The 17,506-nt window shown below is 58.2% G+C and carries 15 protein-coding genes; all 15 read right to left on the bottom strand.

Annotated elements, in window-relative coordinates:
• The 15 genes from K8I01_08475 to K8I01_08405 all read right to left on the bottom strand — a co-directional run bounded on the left by K8I01_08475 (nucleotide 1) and on the right by K8I01_08405 (nucleotide 17,506).
• Complete coding sequence (locus K8I01_08475; GenBank protein ID MBZ0220448.1) at nucleotides 1-1,203, bottom strand: DegT/DnrJ/EryC1/StrS family aminotransferase; 1,203 nt, start codon at nucleotides 1,201-1,203, stop codon at nucleotides 1-3.
• A 4-nt stretch (nucleotides 1,204-1,207) separates the two neighbouring features.
• Nucleotides 1,208-2,248 (bottom strand): FemAB family PEP-CTERM system-associated protein, encoded by a 1,041-nt coding sequence (locus tag K8I01_08470; protein ID MBZ0220447.1) that lies wholly within the window; start codon nucleotides 2,246-2,248, stop codon nucleotides 1,208-1,210.
• Nucleotides 2,249-2,251: 3 nt separating this feature from the next.
• Nucleotides 2,252-3,088 (bottom strand): hypothetical protein, encoded by an 837-nt coding sequence (locus K8I01_08465; protein ID MBZ0220446.1) that lies wholly within the window; start codon nucleotides 3,086-3,088, stop codon nucleotides 2,252-2,254.
• Complete coding sequence (gene xrtW, locus K8I01_08460; GenBank protein ID MBZ0220445.1) at nucleotides 3,085-4,614, bottom strand: exosortase W; 1,530 nt, start codon at nucleotides 4,612-4,614, stop codon at nucleotides 3,085-3,087. Before xrtW ends, K8I01_08465 begins: the two co-directional genes overlap by 4 nt.
• Complete coding sequence (locus tag K8I01_08455) at nucleotides 4,607-5,440, bottom strand: DUF3473 domain-containing protein (protein ID MBZ0220444.1); 834 nt, start codon at nucleotides 5,438-5,440, stop codon at nucleotides 4,607-4,609. Before K8I01_08455 ends, xrtW begins: the two co-directional genes overlap by 8 nt.
• Nucleotides 5,441-5,442: 2 nt before the next feature.
• Complete coding sequence (locus K8I01_08450; protein MBZ0220443.1) at nucleotides 5,443-6,993, bottom strand: AMP-binding protein; 1,551 nt, start codon at nucleotides 6,991-6,993, stop codon at nucleotides 5,443-5,445.
• A 79-nt stretch (nucleotides 6,994-7,072) separates the two neighbouring features.
• Nucleotides 7,073-8,071 carry a hypothetical protein gene (locus tag K8I01_08445; GenBank protein ID MBZ0220442.1) on the bottom strand — a complete coding sequence of 333 codons (999 nt, stop codon included), beginning with the start codon at nucleotides 8,069-8,071 and terminating at the stop codon, nucleotides 7,073-7,075.
• Nucleotides 8,068-9,636, bottom strand: a complete 1,569-nt coding sequence (locus K8I01_08440; protein MBZ0220441.1) for an acyl--CoA ligase — start codon at nucleotides 9,634-9,636, stop codon at nucleotides 8,068-8,070. Before K8I01_08440 ends, K8I01_08445 begins: the two co-directional genes overlap by 4 nt.
• A gap of 5 nt (nucleotides 9,637-9,641) precedes the next feature.
• Nucleotides 9,642-9,896, bottom strand: a complete 255-nt coding sequence (locus K8I01_08435) for an acyl carrier protein (GenBank protein MBZ0220440.1) — start codon at nucleotides 9,894-9,896, stop codon at nucleotides 9,642-9,644.
• Nucleotides 9,897-9,925: 29 nt separating this feature from the next.
• Entirely contained in the window at nucleotides 9,926-11,902 is a 1,977-nt protein-coding gene (asnB, locus tag K8I01_08430; protein MBZ0220439.1) for an asparagine synthase (glutamine-hydrolyzing), read from the bottom strand.
• A gap of 135 nt (nucleotides 11,903-12,037) precedes the next feature.
• Nucleotides 12,038-12,526: a hypothetical protein gene (locus K8I01_08425; protein ID MBZ0220438.1), complete on the bottom strand. Its 489-nt coding sequence runs from the start codon at nucleotides 12,524-12,526 to the stop codon at nucleotides 12,038-12,040.
• A gap of 45 nt (nucleotides 12,527-12,571) precedes the next feature.
• Nucleotides 12,572-13,960 (bottom strand): TIGR03013 family PEP-CTERM/XrtA system glycosyltransferase, encoded by a 1,389-nt coding sequence (locus tag K8I01_08420; protein MBZ0220437.1) that lies wholly within the window; start codon nucleotides 13,958-13,960, stop codon nucleotides 12,572-12,574.
• A gap of 17 nt (nucleotides 13,961-13,977) precedes the next feature.
• Nucleotides 13,978-14,964, bottom strand: coding sequence for a polysaccharide biosynthesis tyrosine autokinase (locus tag K8I01_08415; GenBank protein ID MBZ0220436.1), 987 nt, complete (start codon nucleotides 14,962-14,964; stop codon nucleotides 13,978-13,980).
• Nucleotides 14,961-16,001: a P-loop NTPase gene (locus tag K8I01_08410; protein MBZ0220435.1), complete on the bottom strand. Its 1,041-nt coding sequence runs from the start codon at nucleotides 15,999-16,001 to the stop codon at nucleotides 14,961-14,963. Before K8I01_08410 ends, K8I01_08415 begins: the two co-directional genes overlap by 4 nt.
• Nucleotides 15,998-17,506 (bottom strand): hypothetical protein, encoded by a 1,509-nt coding sequence (locus tag K8I01_08405; GenBank protein ID MBZ0220434.1) that lies wholly within the window; start codon nucleotides 17,504-17,506, stop codon nucleotides 15,998-16,000. Before K8I01_08405 ends, K8I01_08410 begins: the two co-directional genes overlap by 4 nt.

The raw sequence follows: 17,506 nt of genomic DNA, 5'->3' as shown, positions 1-17,506 counted from the left end.
CTATGCGGACCCCTTCAGGACCGAAACGGCCCTATCGATGTCATTTCCGGTGACGAACGGGTGCGTAGGGAGCGTTATTATTTTTTCGGCAAGCTCTCGCCCGTTCTTTCCCGAGCTCCCGGCACTGAGTATGCCGCCGATCTCTTCGAGATCGATAACGGAGCGGGGAAAGGAGGCGGTGGCGCCTATGCCGTTTTTCTTGAGCCTGGCGAGTATGGAGCGGCGCCTGCCTTTGTCCCTTACCAGCGCCGGATATCGGAGATAGACCGGCTTCGAGTCAGTCCTTATCGAAATCCGCTCAAGCCCTTTCACTCCCGACAGGGCCTCATGGTAAGCGAGCCCGTTCCTCACCCGTGCCGCGGTTATCTCGTCGAACCTCCTGAAAAGCGAAGCCCCGAACCCGCCTAGGAGTGCGCTGTAGCCCTCTACCGGGTACTCGGTGGTATATATGGTTGTGCCGAGGTTAAGAAACGGCAGGCTTTCAGGGAGCCAGTACATCCTCGGGTTGAGGAACGCGGCATAGGCCAAGAGCTTCATGGAACATGAGATCACGCTCGAGGTCGGAGGGGAGGGGAGGGCTGCGACCCGTATATCGACGAGTGAGGCTATTTCATCGGAGTCCGTTACTATGATGCCCCCTTGCATCGTGGTGATGTTCTTTCCCTTGTCGAGGCTGAAGACCCCGGCCTCCCCGAAAGTCCCTGAAAAACGGCTTCCGACCATGCCCCCCATGCACTGCGACGCGTCATCGATAAGAAAGGCCCCGTTCTCCTTCGCGATGCGGCCTATCTCGGGTAAATTGTTCGGGATGCCGTAAAGGTTCGCGGTCATTACGCAAAGGACTCTCTTCCAGTCTGTCTCCTTAAGCCCGGGGATGCTGTAATCGAGAGTTTCCGGGTCTATATCGCGCACAAGCACCTTGAGGCCGCTCTTTGCTATGGTAGAGGGCACGGAATAACAGGTGTACGAGGGTATGACGATCTCGTCCCGGTCGCCAGGGGCTAGCTCTTTCAAAACGCCAAGCAGGACGCAGAGCGCGGCCCGGCCCGACGAAACGAAAAAGCAGTGCCTGACTTTGAACTTCGAGCATATGGCGGCCCTGAAATCTTCGAGCGTCCTCTTTGGCGCCGCTGCTCCGCCTATGCAGGCGGCTATGATGTCCCGCATATTGACCGGCGTCCCGGAAGGGGCAAGGCGTCTCATCGGCTCAGGGTATCTGCCCCGCGAAGAGCGGGCCCAAGAGGTTCGTAAACCGGACCGGGAGGCGCTTCCACGCGTTTATCGCCATGCGGTATTTGGGGTTCCCGGTATTAAGGCCCGGCATTGGGCCGCCGTTCATTGTGTGGTAATGCCAATAGAGCTGTGTGGGAGAGGCGTTCCACTTGGACTTGAAGGCCTCTCCGCCGGAGTCCGCGGTGGACCTCCCGAGATGGTATTTCGAGAAGCCGTTTTCGCAGGCATCCTTTATCATCTCCCAATACAATACGTAATTGGCCTGAAGCTGACGGTACCGGGCCGGCGAAGCCGCCCACATACCCTCGACCGTTCCGTTGAAATGCCCATTGAACGCGCCGGCCACCGGCGTGCCGTCCCTCATGCACGCGAGGAATATGCGTGTCTTGTCCGGGAACTCGCGGAGGATGCGCCTGAAGTAGTCGATATGGTAAACGGGCGTGCCGAGGTCCCTCCAGCTTTCGGCAAAGAGCGCGTAGAAGCCTTCCAGCAATTCTGCTCCCCCGGAGCGCGCCTCTAGCCCGTTCTTATATGCCCTCCGTACGTTTGTGCGCTGCTTCGTGCTGAGCTTGTTCCATAGCGCGTCCGCGCCAGGGGACAGCTCTATCGTGAGGCTCACCTTGTGCTCCGAGGCGGGGAGGTCCCCGGGGAGCCTCCTTATGCACCTTATCTCCATGTAGTCGGCCTTAAGCTCGCCGGAAATGGAAACGGCCCGCTCAAGGAGAGCGGCCTCGGATTCGCCGTCAGCGGCGCACGGGCCGCCGTAGTTTACAAAGGGCATGGAGCAGAGGATCCGCCCGAAAACGCGGCTTTTGATGTATACGAGGGGGAATACCCCCCGTATCCTGCCGTCCCGCGTCGCTGCGAGAAAAAAGGTGCTGTGGCCGAAGCTCTCCTCGTTTACGGCCTTCCAGCCGAAAAGGTGGTAAAAAGACGAGCCGCTCCTCTCCGAAAGGAAGGAGTCCCATTCGCGGGCCTGCTCCGGACCGCAGGCTATGACCTCAAGCCCCTGCATCCCCTAGTTCTTGATAGCGAGGTCCGCAAGGAACGCGAGGAGTTCCTCGGCAACCAGCTTCCTCCCCCTCTCGCCCAGGTGCCTGCCGTCGCTTGCGTATTCCGGCGCCATGGAAAGGTAATGCCGCCCGTTCGCGCTGAAGCCTGTTTTTTTATCATCCGGCCCGGACGATTCCACGGCTGCCAGGTCGAATACGGGCTCCTTGCCGGAGTATTCCTTCAAAAGAAGTTCGTTGAATTCGTTCCGCCTGATATTGTCAGCGTATCCGCCTATGGGCCGCCCGAGCACTTTCTTGACCGCCACTTTCCATCCCGTTTGGACGACTGTCAGGGGGACCGTGACATGGATAAACGTGGTCTTCGGGTATTTCGCCTTGAGCGTCGCGAGTGTCTTCCGATATTCGTTAAAGAGCGTTTTCACGTCCGTGCCCGAATTGATATCGATATAGCAGTATTTGAAAAAGGCGAAATCGGCCCTCCCGCCTATGCCGGCCTCGACGAATCTGGCGAATTCGGCGTTCTTTGAGAGCGGGTCCTGGTTCTTCCCGACCTTCGAATGCGCGAAGACCGGGCCTCCAAAGGCGCGCGGATCGCTTGTCTCGGAGACCATGAGCTTTACGGAAGGGCGCTCCTTCATGACGTCGGATATTCCGTCCATGATATTATTCCCCACGGACTGGTGCCCGAAGTAAATCCTCTTCTTTGAAAGGCTTGACCAGCCCCTTTCAGTTAGAGAGTCTATGTTTCCGGTTTTGGCTCCTTCCGCCATTGCAGCTCCTCCGTATGACGCGGCGAAGACGGCCGTGAGGGACAGCATCGCCGCCAAGAGTATTTTCTTCATGCCCTTTCTCCTGTATCAAATTCCCCTATCCTTGATTCTATTGCCGGGAGCAGGGCCTTTATGAAGCCCGCCCGCTCGGGGTCAAGCTCCGCTCCCCCTTCGGCCATGGCGTCCCAGAATATCATTACAACAGCGCCGTTGGTCCGCTTCCGAAAGACCCCGTCCATGAGGGTCAGGAGCTTGGCTTTGATTTTACCGGTTATGTGCCTTCCATTTATGCTGTACCAGTAGAGTACCAGGTAATCGCTCGTGCCTGAATATGCGGCAAGGTTGGCGCTGACCGCTCCTTCGCCGTACGGCAGCTCGATTAGGCGTTCGGAGCCGAACATTGCTGCGTGCTCATGGCGGACCAGTTCCTTTCCCTGGGTCTGTGCCGTGAAATATGCCACATAGACCCGGACCTCACTGCCCGACGGGCCTGTGTACGTCCTGTAGAGCTCGGAATCCGCGCCCTTCATGAGAAAAGGAAGCTCGCCGCGCGAAGCCCTGTCAGCGCCCTTCCAGTCCGCAATCTCCAGGGGGAGCCTCCTTAGAGGCTCGGCAAGGTGGACCGGCTCTATCCTGTAGAGGTGTATGTACGCCGCCGTCGCCGCTAATAAAAGCGCTCCGGATACGAAAGCGGCATTCGACATGGAAAAGACACCGTATGGCGCGGCCGATTTCCCCTCAGGGCCGGACTGGCCGGACCGCCTCCCGGACCAGGTCAGGGCCAGGGAGATGATGAAGAGGATAAAAAAACCGGCAACGGCGACAAAAAGGCCCTGGAATACGTGCATTGGCCCGTGGAGGACCTCGCCGCCCGCATAGCTCCAGAGCGCTATGAGTATGACCCGGAACCAGTTTGTAACTATGCCTATGACGACGGCAAGGGCGAGAAGAAGGAGCCTTGTGCGCCCGGTATGGTTCAGGTAGGCGAGCGGTATCGCGAGCGCTATTATGGCGACGAGGTACTGAACGCCGCTGCAAGCCCTGGCAACCTCGAGAGTTATGTTCGGCATCTCTATGAACTGCCTGTTGAGGTAAACGGGAAAATTGAAGAGCTGCAGAAATTCGGCCGCCATCCTCGCCGTAAGGAGCTGGAAAGGGAACTGGATGCGCTCTATAAGGACATCGAGCGCCGGCACCATGAGAAGGAGATACGAGAGCGGGAGCGCAAGTGCCCGTAGAAAGCTCCAGCCCATTAGCATCAGGACGAGGCCGGGTATTGCGAGTACTATGGATATCTGCTGGACTATGACAAGGCTGCTTACGTGCCCGGCTGCAAGGAGAATGGAAGTCGCCGCAACTGCGACGGGACCAGCTACGAGGCTCGGCCTGGAAGGTAACGAGCTCAGGGATCCCCTTTTCTTCCATATGAAATAAAGACTTATAAACGGCACCAGGAATCCGTGGGAGTAGGTGTTGCTGGTGCTCCATGTCCTCACCATATGGGAAATCGCTCCGCCGTAGGCGAGCGCGAAAAGGACCGCGAGCGCGCCCAGCTTGAGCTGAAAAGGCGACGGGAGGATTCTGCCTTCGCTATGCATTTCCATCCAGGAATGCCGAGAGGGGCTTGAAGCGGAACTCCCTCATGAGCCCTTCGAGCTTGGCTGACGTGCTCTTTATGTTTATGTAATGCCTGAACGCGGAAAGAGAGCCGGCCCTGAGCCTCGGCTGCCCCTCGTCCATCTCCCAGGGGTGTATATAGAAGATCACCGGTTTCTGCTCCCTGGAGTTTATCCTCCTCGCCGCCGCCCTTGTAAACCAGGAGGGAGCAAGCCTTAGGTAGCCGCCGCCTGCCACGGGCAGGTTCTGGCCCAGGAGCCGGAGCGTGGACGGGGGGAACTCCATGAGAGTGCCGCCGTTCCTTTTTATTTCGTAGGGAAACCGGCAGGCATCCGGTATGCCGTACCTGTCGTGATGTATGGGGAAAATGCTCGAGTCGTAAAGAAAGCCTTCCTCCATCAGTATGTCGAGGGCCCAGAGCGTTTTTTTGGTAACCGAGTAGCTCGCGGCCCTGTAGCCTGAAACCGCGTTCCCGGAGATGTCCTCGAGTATGCTCTTTGACCTCCGGATGTCCTCCCTGAACTCATCCGGCGTCGTATCATATATCAGACGGTGGTTGTAGCCGTGGCAGGCCACCTCGTGCCCCTCGGAATTGATCTCCCTTACGAGGCGCGGATCGTTTTCAGCCACCCAGCCGAGGACGAAAAAGGTGGCCTTGACCCCGTATCTGGAGAGGAGACAGAGGATTTTTCTCGTGCTCATGGCTACCCTGCTTTCGAACTTAGGCCAGTCTTCGAACCTGACCCTGTCGGCGAAGCCGGTCACCATGTAGTAGTCCTCGACGTCTATCGTCAATGCGTTCCGGATATTCACCCTGCGGCCCCGGCTTCGGCAAGGAGCGGCCTGTCCACCTTGCCGTTTTCGTTTTTCGGCAGTTCCTCCATGAATACGATGTATTTCGGGACCATGAAGTCCTCGAGGTGCCTTGAACAGTGCTGCATTAGCTCCTTTTGCGTAAGCTCGCGTCCCTTTATCGGGACCACGAATGCCTTGAGCGCAGTCCCGAGGACAGCGTCAGGGACCCCCGCGACCGCGGCCTGGGCCACCCCTTCATGCCCCTGCAAGACCTCTTCCACCTCCCTGGGGCTCACCTTCTCGCCCCGGCATTTCAGGATCTCGTCCTTCCGGCCAACGAAGTAAAGGAACCCTTCCTCGTCGGTCCTGAAGAGGTCGCCTGTATAGAGGACCGTATCGCCGCCGGCGTCGGGCCGGAGTGCTTTCGCGGTCTCCTCCGGCAGGCCCCAATACCCTGCCATAACGTTAGGCCCTTTTACTACGAGCTCGCCTGTGACGCCAGGCGCAACCTTTTTCCCTTCGCCGTCTACCACGTACGCCTCCGTGTTCGGCATCGGCTTCCCGACCGATAAAGGGCGCCTGTCGAGCTCTTCAGGCGGTAGATACGACACCCTCTTGCATTCCGTAAGGCCGTACATCGAGAATATCTTCGTTTTCGGGAATATCTCGCGAAGTCTTTTTATGTGCTGGACAGGAAGAGCCGCCCCGGTGTTTGTCAAGTACCTGAGTCCGTCGAAGCTCAAGCCCTTGAAATCCTCGGTCTTGAGGAGTATCGAGGATATTGTCGGCACAATGGGGAACCCGGTCACCCGTTCCTTTTCTATGGTCTTCAGTATGTCCCAGGAGTACAGGAATTTCTCAAGGATGACCCTGGCTCCCGCCCTGAAGCCCATGAGGACCTGGTAGAGGCCGTAATCAAAAGACATCGGCAGGGTATTGAGGATGACGTCGTCACGGGTAATCCCAAGGTAGCTGATGATGGAGTCTGCAGCGGCGACCATGTTCGAATGGGCCATTGTGACCCCCTTGGGCTTGCCGGTCGAGCCTGAGGTGTATATTATGGAAGCGAGGTCTTGGGGGCCGGGCCTGCTCGCCGGCAGAAGGCCGCCTCCCGGCATGAAGGCCGCCCGGAGGCTCGCGCTTATCCTTGAAAGAGAGGCAGGAAGCTCCGCCTCCTGCCCGGAAAGCCATATCCTTCCAAGCGAGGGCGACGACCCTGCGGCTTCCGCTATGACGTGGGCCTTTTCATAGGTGGTCACAAGCGCGGAAGCCCGGCAGTCGTTAAGGATGTACCCGCATTTGCGCGCCTTGGTCGTGGGATTAAGAAGAACGAAAACCCCTCCTGCCCTGAGCACCCCGAAAATCGCGGCCACTAGCTCCGCTGAGTTTTCCAGGAGAATGCATACGCGGTCGCCTTTTTTCAGGCCTCCAGAGACGAGGGCTGAAGAAAATGCGGAGGCCATCGTACCGAGGCGTCCGTAGGTGAAGCGGCCCTCCTTTGTGACAAGGGCCTCCCTGTCCGGATGCACCCGGGCGCTATCTTCCAGGAATCTGTCGACGGTCATAATAGGGGAGGGCGGTTCTGCAGTAAGCTACTGCGGGAGCAGGCGGGCATCTACATGCCGGGACCGAAGGCTTCTTGCTCTATCCCCGGCCTAATTCCCTGCGGGCGTGTTCGACCATCGCAGGGTCTTCCATGGCATCAATCTTCTCAAGGCCCTTTTCGCGCGTCATCGCGCCGGAGCGCACCATGTTCGCTATTTCCCAGACATACGGATGGAACCCGTACCGTTCCTTGTGAAGCTGGTTTGCGTACGCGTTAAGGAGGCAGTTCGTGGAGTTTGCGTCCGTGTCGTCGGGCTTCTCCCAGCCCAGCTCCGAGTTCCTCTCAATTATCATGTCCTCGTCATAGTGGTTGAAGGCGAGGGGGTGTACGTTCCACGGGAACCGCTCAGGCATGCCGTAGTGCTCCTCTGTAAGGAAGAACGGGTCGACCCGGTCGCCTGCTATCGCCCTCAGGGGCTCTTGGATGGCCTTTTGCGTAAGGCGCATAAGGGAAGGGTTCGTCCTCATGACCGAGGATTGTATGGGAGCCTGCCCCGGAGACCAGCCGAAACCGACCATGGCTATCCCCCGCTCGATGGCCGTCCTGAGTATCAGGGCCTTCACGAGGCCTATGCAGCTCGTGCAAATGGTGCTCGCGCGCTCAAGGGTCTTGGCTGAATAGAGCTCCCGCTCCGCAGCGGCGCTGAAGATCGCGCGGAGCATGTTAGGGTCCGGCCTGTATACGATGTGGTCGGCGCCGAGGTTTTCGCATACCTTTTTCATATTCGAGAACGCCTTCTCCGATACGAAGGTATTGTCGAAAGTGAATGCGAGCACCCTGAGATTGTATTTCCTGACGAAGAGGTCCATGGTGTAGGTGCTGTCCTTGCCGCCGCTATAGGCCATGAGCACGTCATAGTTGCCCTTGCCCCCGTGCTCGGCCGCGAGCTTCAGGAATTTCTCCTCGAACTTCCGCATGGCGCTTTCGCCGGAGCTTTCAGGCTTGTGGTTACGGCAGAAGCAGCAGACGTCCGAGGCGTCGAAGCTTATGCCTGGGAAGGTTGATGGAAGTACGCAATTTCCGCAGACCGTGGTCATCCGGCCTCCTTTTGGCTTCGCTGGTCTATTGACCCCGGGGCGGAAGGGGTCTTTAAAAGCGCGCGTTTTATCTTGCCGCTCAAGGTCTTCGGGAGCTCCGGGATGAATTCTATATGCTGCGGGACCTTGTACGAGGGAAGGAGTGTTTTGCAGTGCTGAAGTAGTTCCTTCCGGGAGCACTGGTATCCGGTTTTCAATACGACAAGGGCCTTAAGCGCCTCCCCGAGTATCTCGTCTTCCACGCCTATGACCGCGGACTCGTGCACGGCGGCATGCTCGGCCAGGGCCTCTTCTATTTCAGCCGGATGGACCCTGTGGGAACCGCATTTTATTATGTCGCTCTTCCGGCTGACTATATAAATGAATCCTTCCTCGTCGACCCTGGCGAGGTCGCCTGTCCAGAGCTTTCCGTCCCTGAGCACTCTTGCGGTCTTTTCTGGCTCCCCCCAGTACCCGGCCATTATGTTTTCCCCGCTCGCGACTATTTCGCCGGTTTCGCCCGGCCTGACAGGCTCGCCGCCTTCGCCGAGGACCTCCAGCCGAACGCCGGGTATGGCTTTTCCGACTGAGCCCGCTTTCCTCAGGAGCTCTTCAGGCTCAAGATAGGAAAGCCTGGCCGAGGCCTCTGTCTGGCCGTACATCACATAGAAGTCCACTTCCGGGAAGATGGACTTCATCTCGCGCGCGAACCGTGGCGGCATTGCCCCGCCAGCCTGCGTCATGTACCTCAAGGCCGGGAACTTGTAGCGCCTGAGGGCGGAGCGGTTAAGGAGTATCGCATAGGTCGAAGGCACGCCGGAAAAGCCCGTCACCTCCTCGGCCGCCATCTGGTCGAGTATGGTGTTCGGGTAAAGGAAGTTCTGGTTGATGACGAGCCTGCCTCCTGCGGCGATATGGGTAAGCATGACCGAGTTGCCGTAGGAATAGAAAAAAGGCAGCACTGCCATTACGCTGTCGTTCTCGCCTAGGTGGAGATATTCGATTATGGAAGCGGTATTGGCAACGAGGTTCGAGTGCCTGAGCGTCACCGCGCTTGAGCCGCCCGTCGTGCCGGATGTATAGATGACCTGTGCGAGATCCGATTGCATGGACGGGGTCCGGTTGCCGGGCGGGAAGCCGAAGGCGTCCTTAAGGTCGAACAGGGCATGCCCCTCATCCCCTTTATCCGAGGGCTCTATGCCGGACGCCGCAACGGACTTAAGCGACGGGGTCCCCCTTCCGAGCTCCCTGAAGTAGTCCATGAACTTCGCCTGGGTTATCGCAGCAGAAACGCCGCAACCGCTTATCTGGGCCCCAAGCGTCCTGGCCGAAGTATCGGTATTAAGCGCAACGACTATCCCGCCCGACATGAGGATGCCGAAATAAGAGCTTATGTATTCCTTCGGGTCATCGTTCAGTATCGCCACCCTGTCGCCTTTTTCAACACCAGCGTGCCTGAGCCATGCGGAGACGGACGAGGCCGCCGACAGGAGCTCGGAGTACGAGGTCCGCCGGCCGCCGTGGACCAGGGCAGTCTTCTCGGGGAAGCGTTCGGCTGAACGTATCAGGTATTCGTGTACGAGCATTTAATTCAGGCCCGGGTCTCTGCCTGCGCCTTCTTTGCTATGTAGATGGCGAGCCGGTTTACGCTGTCGAGGTTCTCGGGGACGAGCTCGGTGTCGTCCACCTCGAACCCGTAGGTCTCCTGTATCCAGTTCACGAGCTCGAGCATCCCGGTCGAGTCTATTATGCCTGTCTCGAGGAACGAGGCGTCGTTGTCGAGCGCGCTCCCCTCGGCATTGAAAAGGAAGTTCTCGAAGATGAACTCTCTTATCCTATCGTGCATCGGCTGAAACCCTCCTTGAAATTGGCAGCTTATAAAGCAGTGGGGGCCGGCGTCGTGAGGCCCGCGTCGCGCCCGGCTGCAGCCCGGCCCTCGAACCCTGTTACGAACATATTGTGCAGGAGTTGCGTTGAGAGAATTCCGACCAGGGCCATGTTGTCCCTGAAGCCGCTCACCGCACCTCTGCGGCATTTCTTGACGAGGAGCCCCACGGATTTGGGGTCGAAGTACCCGGAATCCTTGAGCGACCCCTCCGAGAGGAGCTCCAGAACGTAATCGGGCACCTTGCCCCCGGCAAAGAAGCTCTTGCTGTCCGGAGCGAGATAAGGCTGCTTGGTCCTCTTAAGGATGGAGACGGGAAGCATGTCACGGGCCATCCGTTTAAGTACGTGCTTCTCGTCGAGGCCGCGCATCTTATGTCGAAGCGGCAACCTGGCGCAGTACTCCACGACCCTGTGGTCGAGGAAAGGGTAGCGCCCTTCCACCGAGTTACCCATCAGCACCCTGTCGCCCTGGGAAGAGAGTATGTAGCCCGGCAGCAGGCTTGCCGTCTCGATGTATTGTGCCCTGGCGAGCGCCATCCAGCTTTCGAATCCCTGGGGCATAAGTATATTAAGCCGCTCCTCGGGGCTTTTTACAGGGCCTCCGGCCAGTAGGTCCTTCGAGAAGAAGGCCTTAAGCCTTGAAGTGGTCTGCCATCTCGGACGGTGAGAGAAGAACGGGTCTGAGACGTCGGAGAGACCTCCATTAAAGAAAGCCTCCCTGTACGCGTCCGACTGCCCTTGAAATGCGCTCAGGTACGGATAGAGCTTTTTAAGGAGCAGGGGGCGAAGCCTGGATTCCGGCTCGCGAGCCCAGAACTCCCTTATTTTCGTCTCCTTGAAAATGTCGTATCCCCCGGCCGCCTCGTCAGCTCCCTCGCCGGTAAGGACTACTTTGAGCCCGGTCTCCCTCACCAGGCGCGAGAGTATGAAAAGCGGGGCAGGCGCGGTCCTTAGAACAGGCTTCTCGGCGCACCAGACGACCTCCGGGAATACCCCGCTTATGTCGGAGTACGAGCACCGTATCTCGTGGTGCTCGGTCCCGAGCGAGCGGGCCATCTCGTGCTGATATCGGCTCTCGTCATATGCCCCGTCCTCGAACGCAACGGAAAAGGTATGCGGGCGGGCGCCTGACATTTTCGTTATAAGGGCGGCGGTTATCGATGAGTCGAGCCCGCCGCTTAAATAAGCCCCGACCGGCACGTCAGCCCGTAGCTGCAGCCGGGTCGCATCCGAGAGAATATCGTAGAGTCCCTCCGCCGCCGCCTCTATGCCGATGTCGAGCGGCTCTTCGCCGAGCGGCACGTCCCAGTAGCGCTCGATCGACGCGATTGCCCCGTCCTTTACCTTCATCCAGTGAGCGGGAGGAAGCTCCTTTATCCCTTTGAAGGCGGTCTTCGGCGGCACGCTGCACCACAGGGTGAATATCTCGTTCAGCGCCGCAGGGTCTATCTCCCTCGGAACAGGCCCTCCGGCGAAGAGGGCCTTTATCTCGGAAGCGAAATAGAAGCGGCCGGCATGCGAGCAGTAGAAAAGGGGCCTTATCCCGAGCCTATCGCGTGCAATAAAGAGCTCGGAGCGGTTTTTGTCCCATATCGCAAAGGCGAACTGGCCGTTAAGACGGAGAACGCATCTGTCTCCGAGCTCCTCATAGAGGTGGATTATGACCTCGGTATCGGAGTTTGTGGAAAAACGGTGCCCTCTTCTCGAGAGCTCGTCCCGGAGCTCGATGTAATTGAAGATCTCCCCATTAAAGGAAATCCAGACGCTACCATCCTCGTTGGACATTGGCTGGCGCCCGCCATCGAGGTCTATTATGCTGAGCCTCGTGTGCCCCATGGCCGCGCGTCCGTCGTTATAGAAGCCGAAGTCGTCCGGTCCCCGATGGCGGAGCATCGAGAGCATCGATTTCAAGGCCTCCTGGCCGAGAGCCAGGTTGTCTCCGGTTATTCCGGCAATTCCGCACATGTCAGATTTCGGGCAGGCTACCGCCGTTCAGGTGCAATTGGATTTTTTGCACCCGTTGAACAGGCTATTTTCGATTGGCGATACAAGGTGCTTTTTTAAAGGCAGCGTTGGTTCCGCTGCCCTGGTACTCGATGCCTAAATCCTTGCCAGAAGGGCCCTGTCCAGTATTATCCGGGCGTTCAGGGCCTTGAGGAGTATGCTCACCCTCTCGGAGCCGCTCATCTCCCGCTCGAATAGCGCCTCGAACCCCTCGAAGGGCCCTCCCTTTATGGCCACGCTCTCGCCAAGGCTGAATTCCTCGCGCCTGACCGACACTACGCCGTTTTCCATCCTGCTCAGGATCGAGCCTATGACAGCTTCCGGAACGGGCAGGGGCGCGGCTTCGTTGCCGACTATCTGCCTTACCCCCCTCGTATATCTTATGAGGCGATAATGGGCAGGCATATCGAGCTCGGCGAATATATAGCAGGGGAAGAGGGGCGAGACCACCTCCTGAAGCTTCCTGCGGTAGAGTTTGCGCTCTTTGAGGAGCGGGTTAAGGACGCTGAGCCCGGCCCCGTTAAGCCGGGAGGATACCCTGTCCTCGCAGCCCGGCTTCGTGTATATGGCGTACCAGTTCATCATTTTTCTATCTTTCTATATCGGCAGAAAGAAGGAGGTTCCGTAGCCTTATCTCGCCCCCTTGCCGGTGAGCACGACCTTTATGGTCCAGAACATTATCATGAGGTCGAGGAGAGGGGACATGTTTTTTATATAAAATATTTCGTACTGAAGCTTCTCGACGGCGTCCTCCAGGTTCGCGCCGTAGGGATATTTTATCTGCGCCCAGCCGGTAAGCCCGGGCTTAACGACCGTCCTTATGTTGTAGTAGGGGATCTCCTCCCGGAGCTTGTTGACGAAATACGGGCGCTCGGGCCTCGGGCCGACGAAGCTCATGTCTCCTTTAAGGACGTTTACGAGCTGCGGGAGCTCGTCTATCCGGAGCTTCCTGATTATGCGCCCCACCAGGGTGACCCTGTCGTCATTGGCCACAGCCCACACCGGCCCGGTCTTGGCTTCCGCGTCCTGGCGCATCGAGCGGAATTTGTAGATGTTGAACTCCTTCCCGTGCTCGCCCACCCTTATCTGCTTGAATATGACCGGCCCCCTCGATTCGAGCTTTATTATTGCAGCGGTAAGGAGCATTACCGGCGCCGCTACCACAAGCCAGAGGAACGCGAACACGACGTCGAGGGACCTCTTGACGAACTTCCTGGACCTGAGCGATCTGAAGCCGTCCGAGAATACCATCCAGCTCGGCTTCAGGTGGTCAAGGGGTATCTTGCCGGTGAGCCTTTCCTTAAAGGTCTCGCTCTCCTCGACGGATATGCCCTTGAGCTTGCAGTCGAGGAGGGCGGACATGGGGAGCTTGGCCCTCCTGTCAGGGAGCGCGACTATTATGAGGTCGATATTCTGCTCGACAGCGAGCCTTGAGATGTCGCCGTATCCGCCGATAACGCCCGGGTTTACGATGGAGACCCCGTATTTGGTCGGGTCGTCGTCGATGAACCCCACGAGCTTAAGGCCGTGCTCGGGCTTCGTGTATATCTCGCTCCCGATCTTCTTCGCGAGCTCGCCCGCGCCGATGATGAGGACGCGCTTTCCCGGCAGCTTTATCTTCAGTATCTTCGAGAAGACGAGCCGGAAGAATATGATGGCCGAGGGCATTATGAGCATGTTTATTAGCAGTATGCCCCGCCATATCTTGAGGGACGGGAAGATGTAGAAGATGCTGAACTGTATTATTGCCGCTACGATCATGCCTTTTATGAGCCGGGAGAACATATAGCGGCTCGGCCTGTACATGTCGGGCGTGTAGAGGTCGAAATAGTAAAAGGTGACCAGGTACGTCGCAGTCAGCACCAGGCTCTTCATGTAGTTGGGGTCGTATTCGACCATGGCGCCGCCGTCGAAAGAGAGGCGTATCGCCACCGACCCGAGCGCGGCAAGGAATATGAGAAGGCCTTCGATAAGGCCTATGTACAGCAGTCGCTTGGAAGGGTGCCTGTTGAAAAGCATGTGGTCCCTATCTCCTCCTAATAATAGTAGCTGGCCAGCGCGGCCTCGGCGCCGTTAAGCACTATGCCTATGAACCGTCCCTCTGAGAGGGATTGGGCCGCATTGAGGACTACTTTCTTGGGGGTGGCCCCGGCCCTTACGACCAGTATCGTCCCGTCCACAAGCCTCGTAATGATGTTCATGTCCGCCAGTGGCAGTATCGGGGGGGTGTCCACGAATACGTAATCGAATTCGTCCCTGAATCCCTTAAGGAGCGACTTAAGATAAGGCGAGTCTATGAGCTCGGATGAGCTCCTGGAGCACGTGCCCGAGGTAAGTACGTACAGGCTTGTCCCGTCCACGCGGCAGACGGCGTCCCGTATGTCGGCCCTGCCCTCGAGCACCTCCGCCAGCCCGCACGCCTCCTCGCGCTCTATAATCTTCGAGAGGGTAGAGGATTTCCGCAGGTCGCATTCGACGAGGAGCACCCTTTTCTTGAACTCGCAGGCCGTGATATACGCCAGGTTGAGCGAGGTTACGGATTTCCCCTCTCCCTTTACGGCGCTGGTCACGGCTATTACCTTAAGCGGCCCCTCGTCGGCCATCCGGTGTATCCTCGAATAGAGGATCCGGTACTGTTCCGTTATGATCGAGTTGTCGTCCGAGGCCGTGACCGGCGGCCTTACAAAGCCCGTAGTCTTCCCGTACCTCTTAAAGTGGCGGGTGTCGACAGCGGGGCCGAGGTCGCCCAGCTCGAATTCGCGCGTTACGGCCGGTTCCGGTTTCCCTGCGGCCCCGGTGTCATACGCAGCCCTCCGTTCAGGGTCGCTCAAGACCTCATATGCCTCATTGAGCCTCGAGATAAGCTCTTCCTTTTCCTCCGGGGTGTAAAGCGAGTAGATGGCCACAGAGTCGCCGCTCAGGTCAGAAAGGGCCTTTTTGTAAGCCTCTTCTATCTCGGAGGTAGCCGCCCCGGAGGCGATATCGAGCAGTTCGTAGTAGTCGTCCTTGAAGCGCTGGTTCATATCTGCATAAGCCCTTTAGCGGCCTCCTGCCCGGCCTTCTCCTGCTCGATAGAGGCGAGCTTCCGGAAACAGGAGATAAGAGAGAGCGCCGCGGGTGTCCCGGGATAGTCCCTGACGAGAGGACTTCTCGTACGGACGGAATCCTCAATTGATGTGTCCTGGCCGATGTCGCCCAGGTGGTTGAAACGCACGCCGAAGTAGTTCATGCAGGCCCTCTGCATATGCGGCCCGATGGCGCGGTCCTCCGGAAGCCTGGTCCTGTTGACGACGAGGTGGGCTCCCATGCCGCCAAGGATCTCCTCCGGAGCCGTTTCGGCTCCGGCGCTTAATCTGAAGTTCTTGATGAATTCCGAGACGGTGCCCATCCTCGGGTCGCGCTCCAGGGCCGCCTTAAGCGTCTCCTTCAGGCGTCCAGGCTCGCCGGAGTTTATGATCGCCCGTATCCTCCGGAGGAACAGGCATTTCATGAACCGGTACGTGTTCTCTATTGAGGTGGGCTCTGGCGTGGTCACGAGTACCCCTTCGTCCGACATCAGAAAGCAGTCGAGCACGTCGGATGACGTGCCGGGCGAGAGGTCGAGTACGACATGGTCGTAATCGAGCTCCGAGATGGCCCTCTGCAGGCGCATAAGGGACGAGGCGTCCACGTCCGCTATGTTCAAAGAGTCCATCGCCCCTGTAATTATATCGAGGTCCTGGATACCTGTTCCGGTTATGAGCCTCCTGATATCCGTGACCTCCGATTTAAGGAAGCTCGAAAGGGACGGGTTCGAGCCCTGTATCCCGAAAAGGGTATGCAGGTTGGCCGCCCCGAAGTCCGCGTCTACGATTAGCGTCCTCCGTCCGGAGCCGGCAAGGAGTGTCGCGAAGTTGGCAGCGACTATGCTTTTGCCCACGCCGCCTTTGCCCCCGCCGACGGTCCATATGCGGGAGAGCGGCCGGGACCTTTTCCCGACTATGGATAGGCGGCCGGAAGGGGATGTTTGTTCGGACAGAGCTTGTTTCTTCCTGCCGAGGAATCTCGAAAGAAAACTCATCTCCTCCCGCCCCCTCCGCTTATTCTGCCGAACCTGCCAGTTTTTTCATGGGGCTCCGGCTCGAAAGCCGGGATCGAGGCAAGGACCTGGAAGTCCAGCAGTCCCTCGAACTCCTCGGGTTTCCTGAAGGCCGGGCTCATGTACTCAAGGAGGAAAATGATGCCGAAACCGAGACCGGCCCCAAGGGCGGTGCCGGCAAGCGCGATCAGGCTCCGCTTCGGCTTGTAAGGCCTCTCGGGCAGGTTTGCCGGGTCGATTATCCTGAACCGTTCGCCTTTTTGCCTCTTTTCGAGGTTTTCGGCAAGGCGCGCGTTCAGGCTCTTTTCAAGAAGGTTCTGGTAATTGGCAAAGGATATCTCGTAATTCCTGTTGAGGTCCGTGAACCTCTGCTCGTTCGCGGGGGTCGCGTCGACCCGCTTCTCAAGCGCGCGGATGTTCTCGCTCAATTCGCGCTCCCTCATCCTGAGGGAGCGTAGCTGCGATTCTAGCGAGACTAGATTGTTATAGGCCTCGGGGTTTCTTATCTCGGGACCTGGTATCTCTACCGCCGTGCTTTCGGCAGATCCGGTTCTGTTCGACGCAAGGAGGCTTCCAAGCTCCTTGAGCCTGTTCCTTATGATTATCACGTCAGGGTAGTTATCGTTATATTGCGAAAGGAGCTGCGTAAGCTCCCTTTGCAGGCTCTCCATCTCCACTATCAGGGGATTGACCTGGGGGCCTGATACGGCGCCGACAGGCGAATTAAGCTGGGTTTCGAGCTGGACTTTCCTGTCCTCCGCGCCTTTTATTTCGAGGCGTACCGCCTGGAGGTCGAGCTGGAGCCTGTCGAGGGTCCGGAGGTTCGCGTCAAGCTGCTGCGGGAGCCCTCCCATGTACCTTTCCTTGAAATCCCTTACGGCGCGCTCCTGGGCCTCAAGCTCGCTTTTCGCCCGCGCCAGCTCGTCTGACAGGAACTCCGAGGTCCCCTCTGCGTACATCTCTCTCCGCTTCAGGTTCTCGTTTATGAACATGGACGCGAGGGCGCTCGTTACCTGCATGGTGGTGTAAGGGTCGGTGCCCGAGTAGCTTATGCTGAACGCGTCCTCTGCCCTCCTCTCCCCCACGAGCCGTATCTCGAGGCTCGATACCAGGCGGTTAAGAGCGCTCTCGCGGCTTAGCTGCCTGCTCATGTCCATGCCAACCTTCGAAGCCGCCCTTTCGAGGAGCCCGTCGTTTGTCTGGTACAGGTTGAACTCGTTTATGATGCGCTCCAGGTTCGGCCTGCTGAGTATCTGCTGGCGGATCGTATTGAGGCGCTGGTTGAAGGGCGTTACGTCCGTAGGTGTCACATAAGACGCGGGCACCTGCTGCTGCTCGACGAGTATCAGGGTCGTCGAGAGGTAATAAGAAGGCATGAGCCAGGCTATTATGGCGGCTATAAAGGAGCCCAGCGCGGCGGGCGCAATGACCAGCCACTTGCGCCTGTATGCCGCCTCAAGAAAAGATATGATGTTGAAGTTTTCCAT

The sequence above is a fragment of the Deltaproteobacteria bacterium genome, from assembly GCA_019912665.1.
GTDB lineage: Bacteria > Desulfobacterota > GWC2-55-46 > GWC2-55-46 > GWC2-55-46 > UBA5799.
The sequence above is the reverse complement of the archived record's forward strand: the minus strand, read 5'-3'. Positions and strand labels throughout refer to the sequence as shown.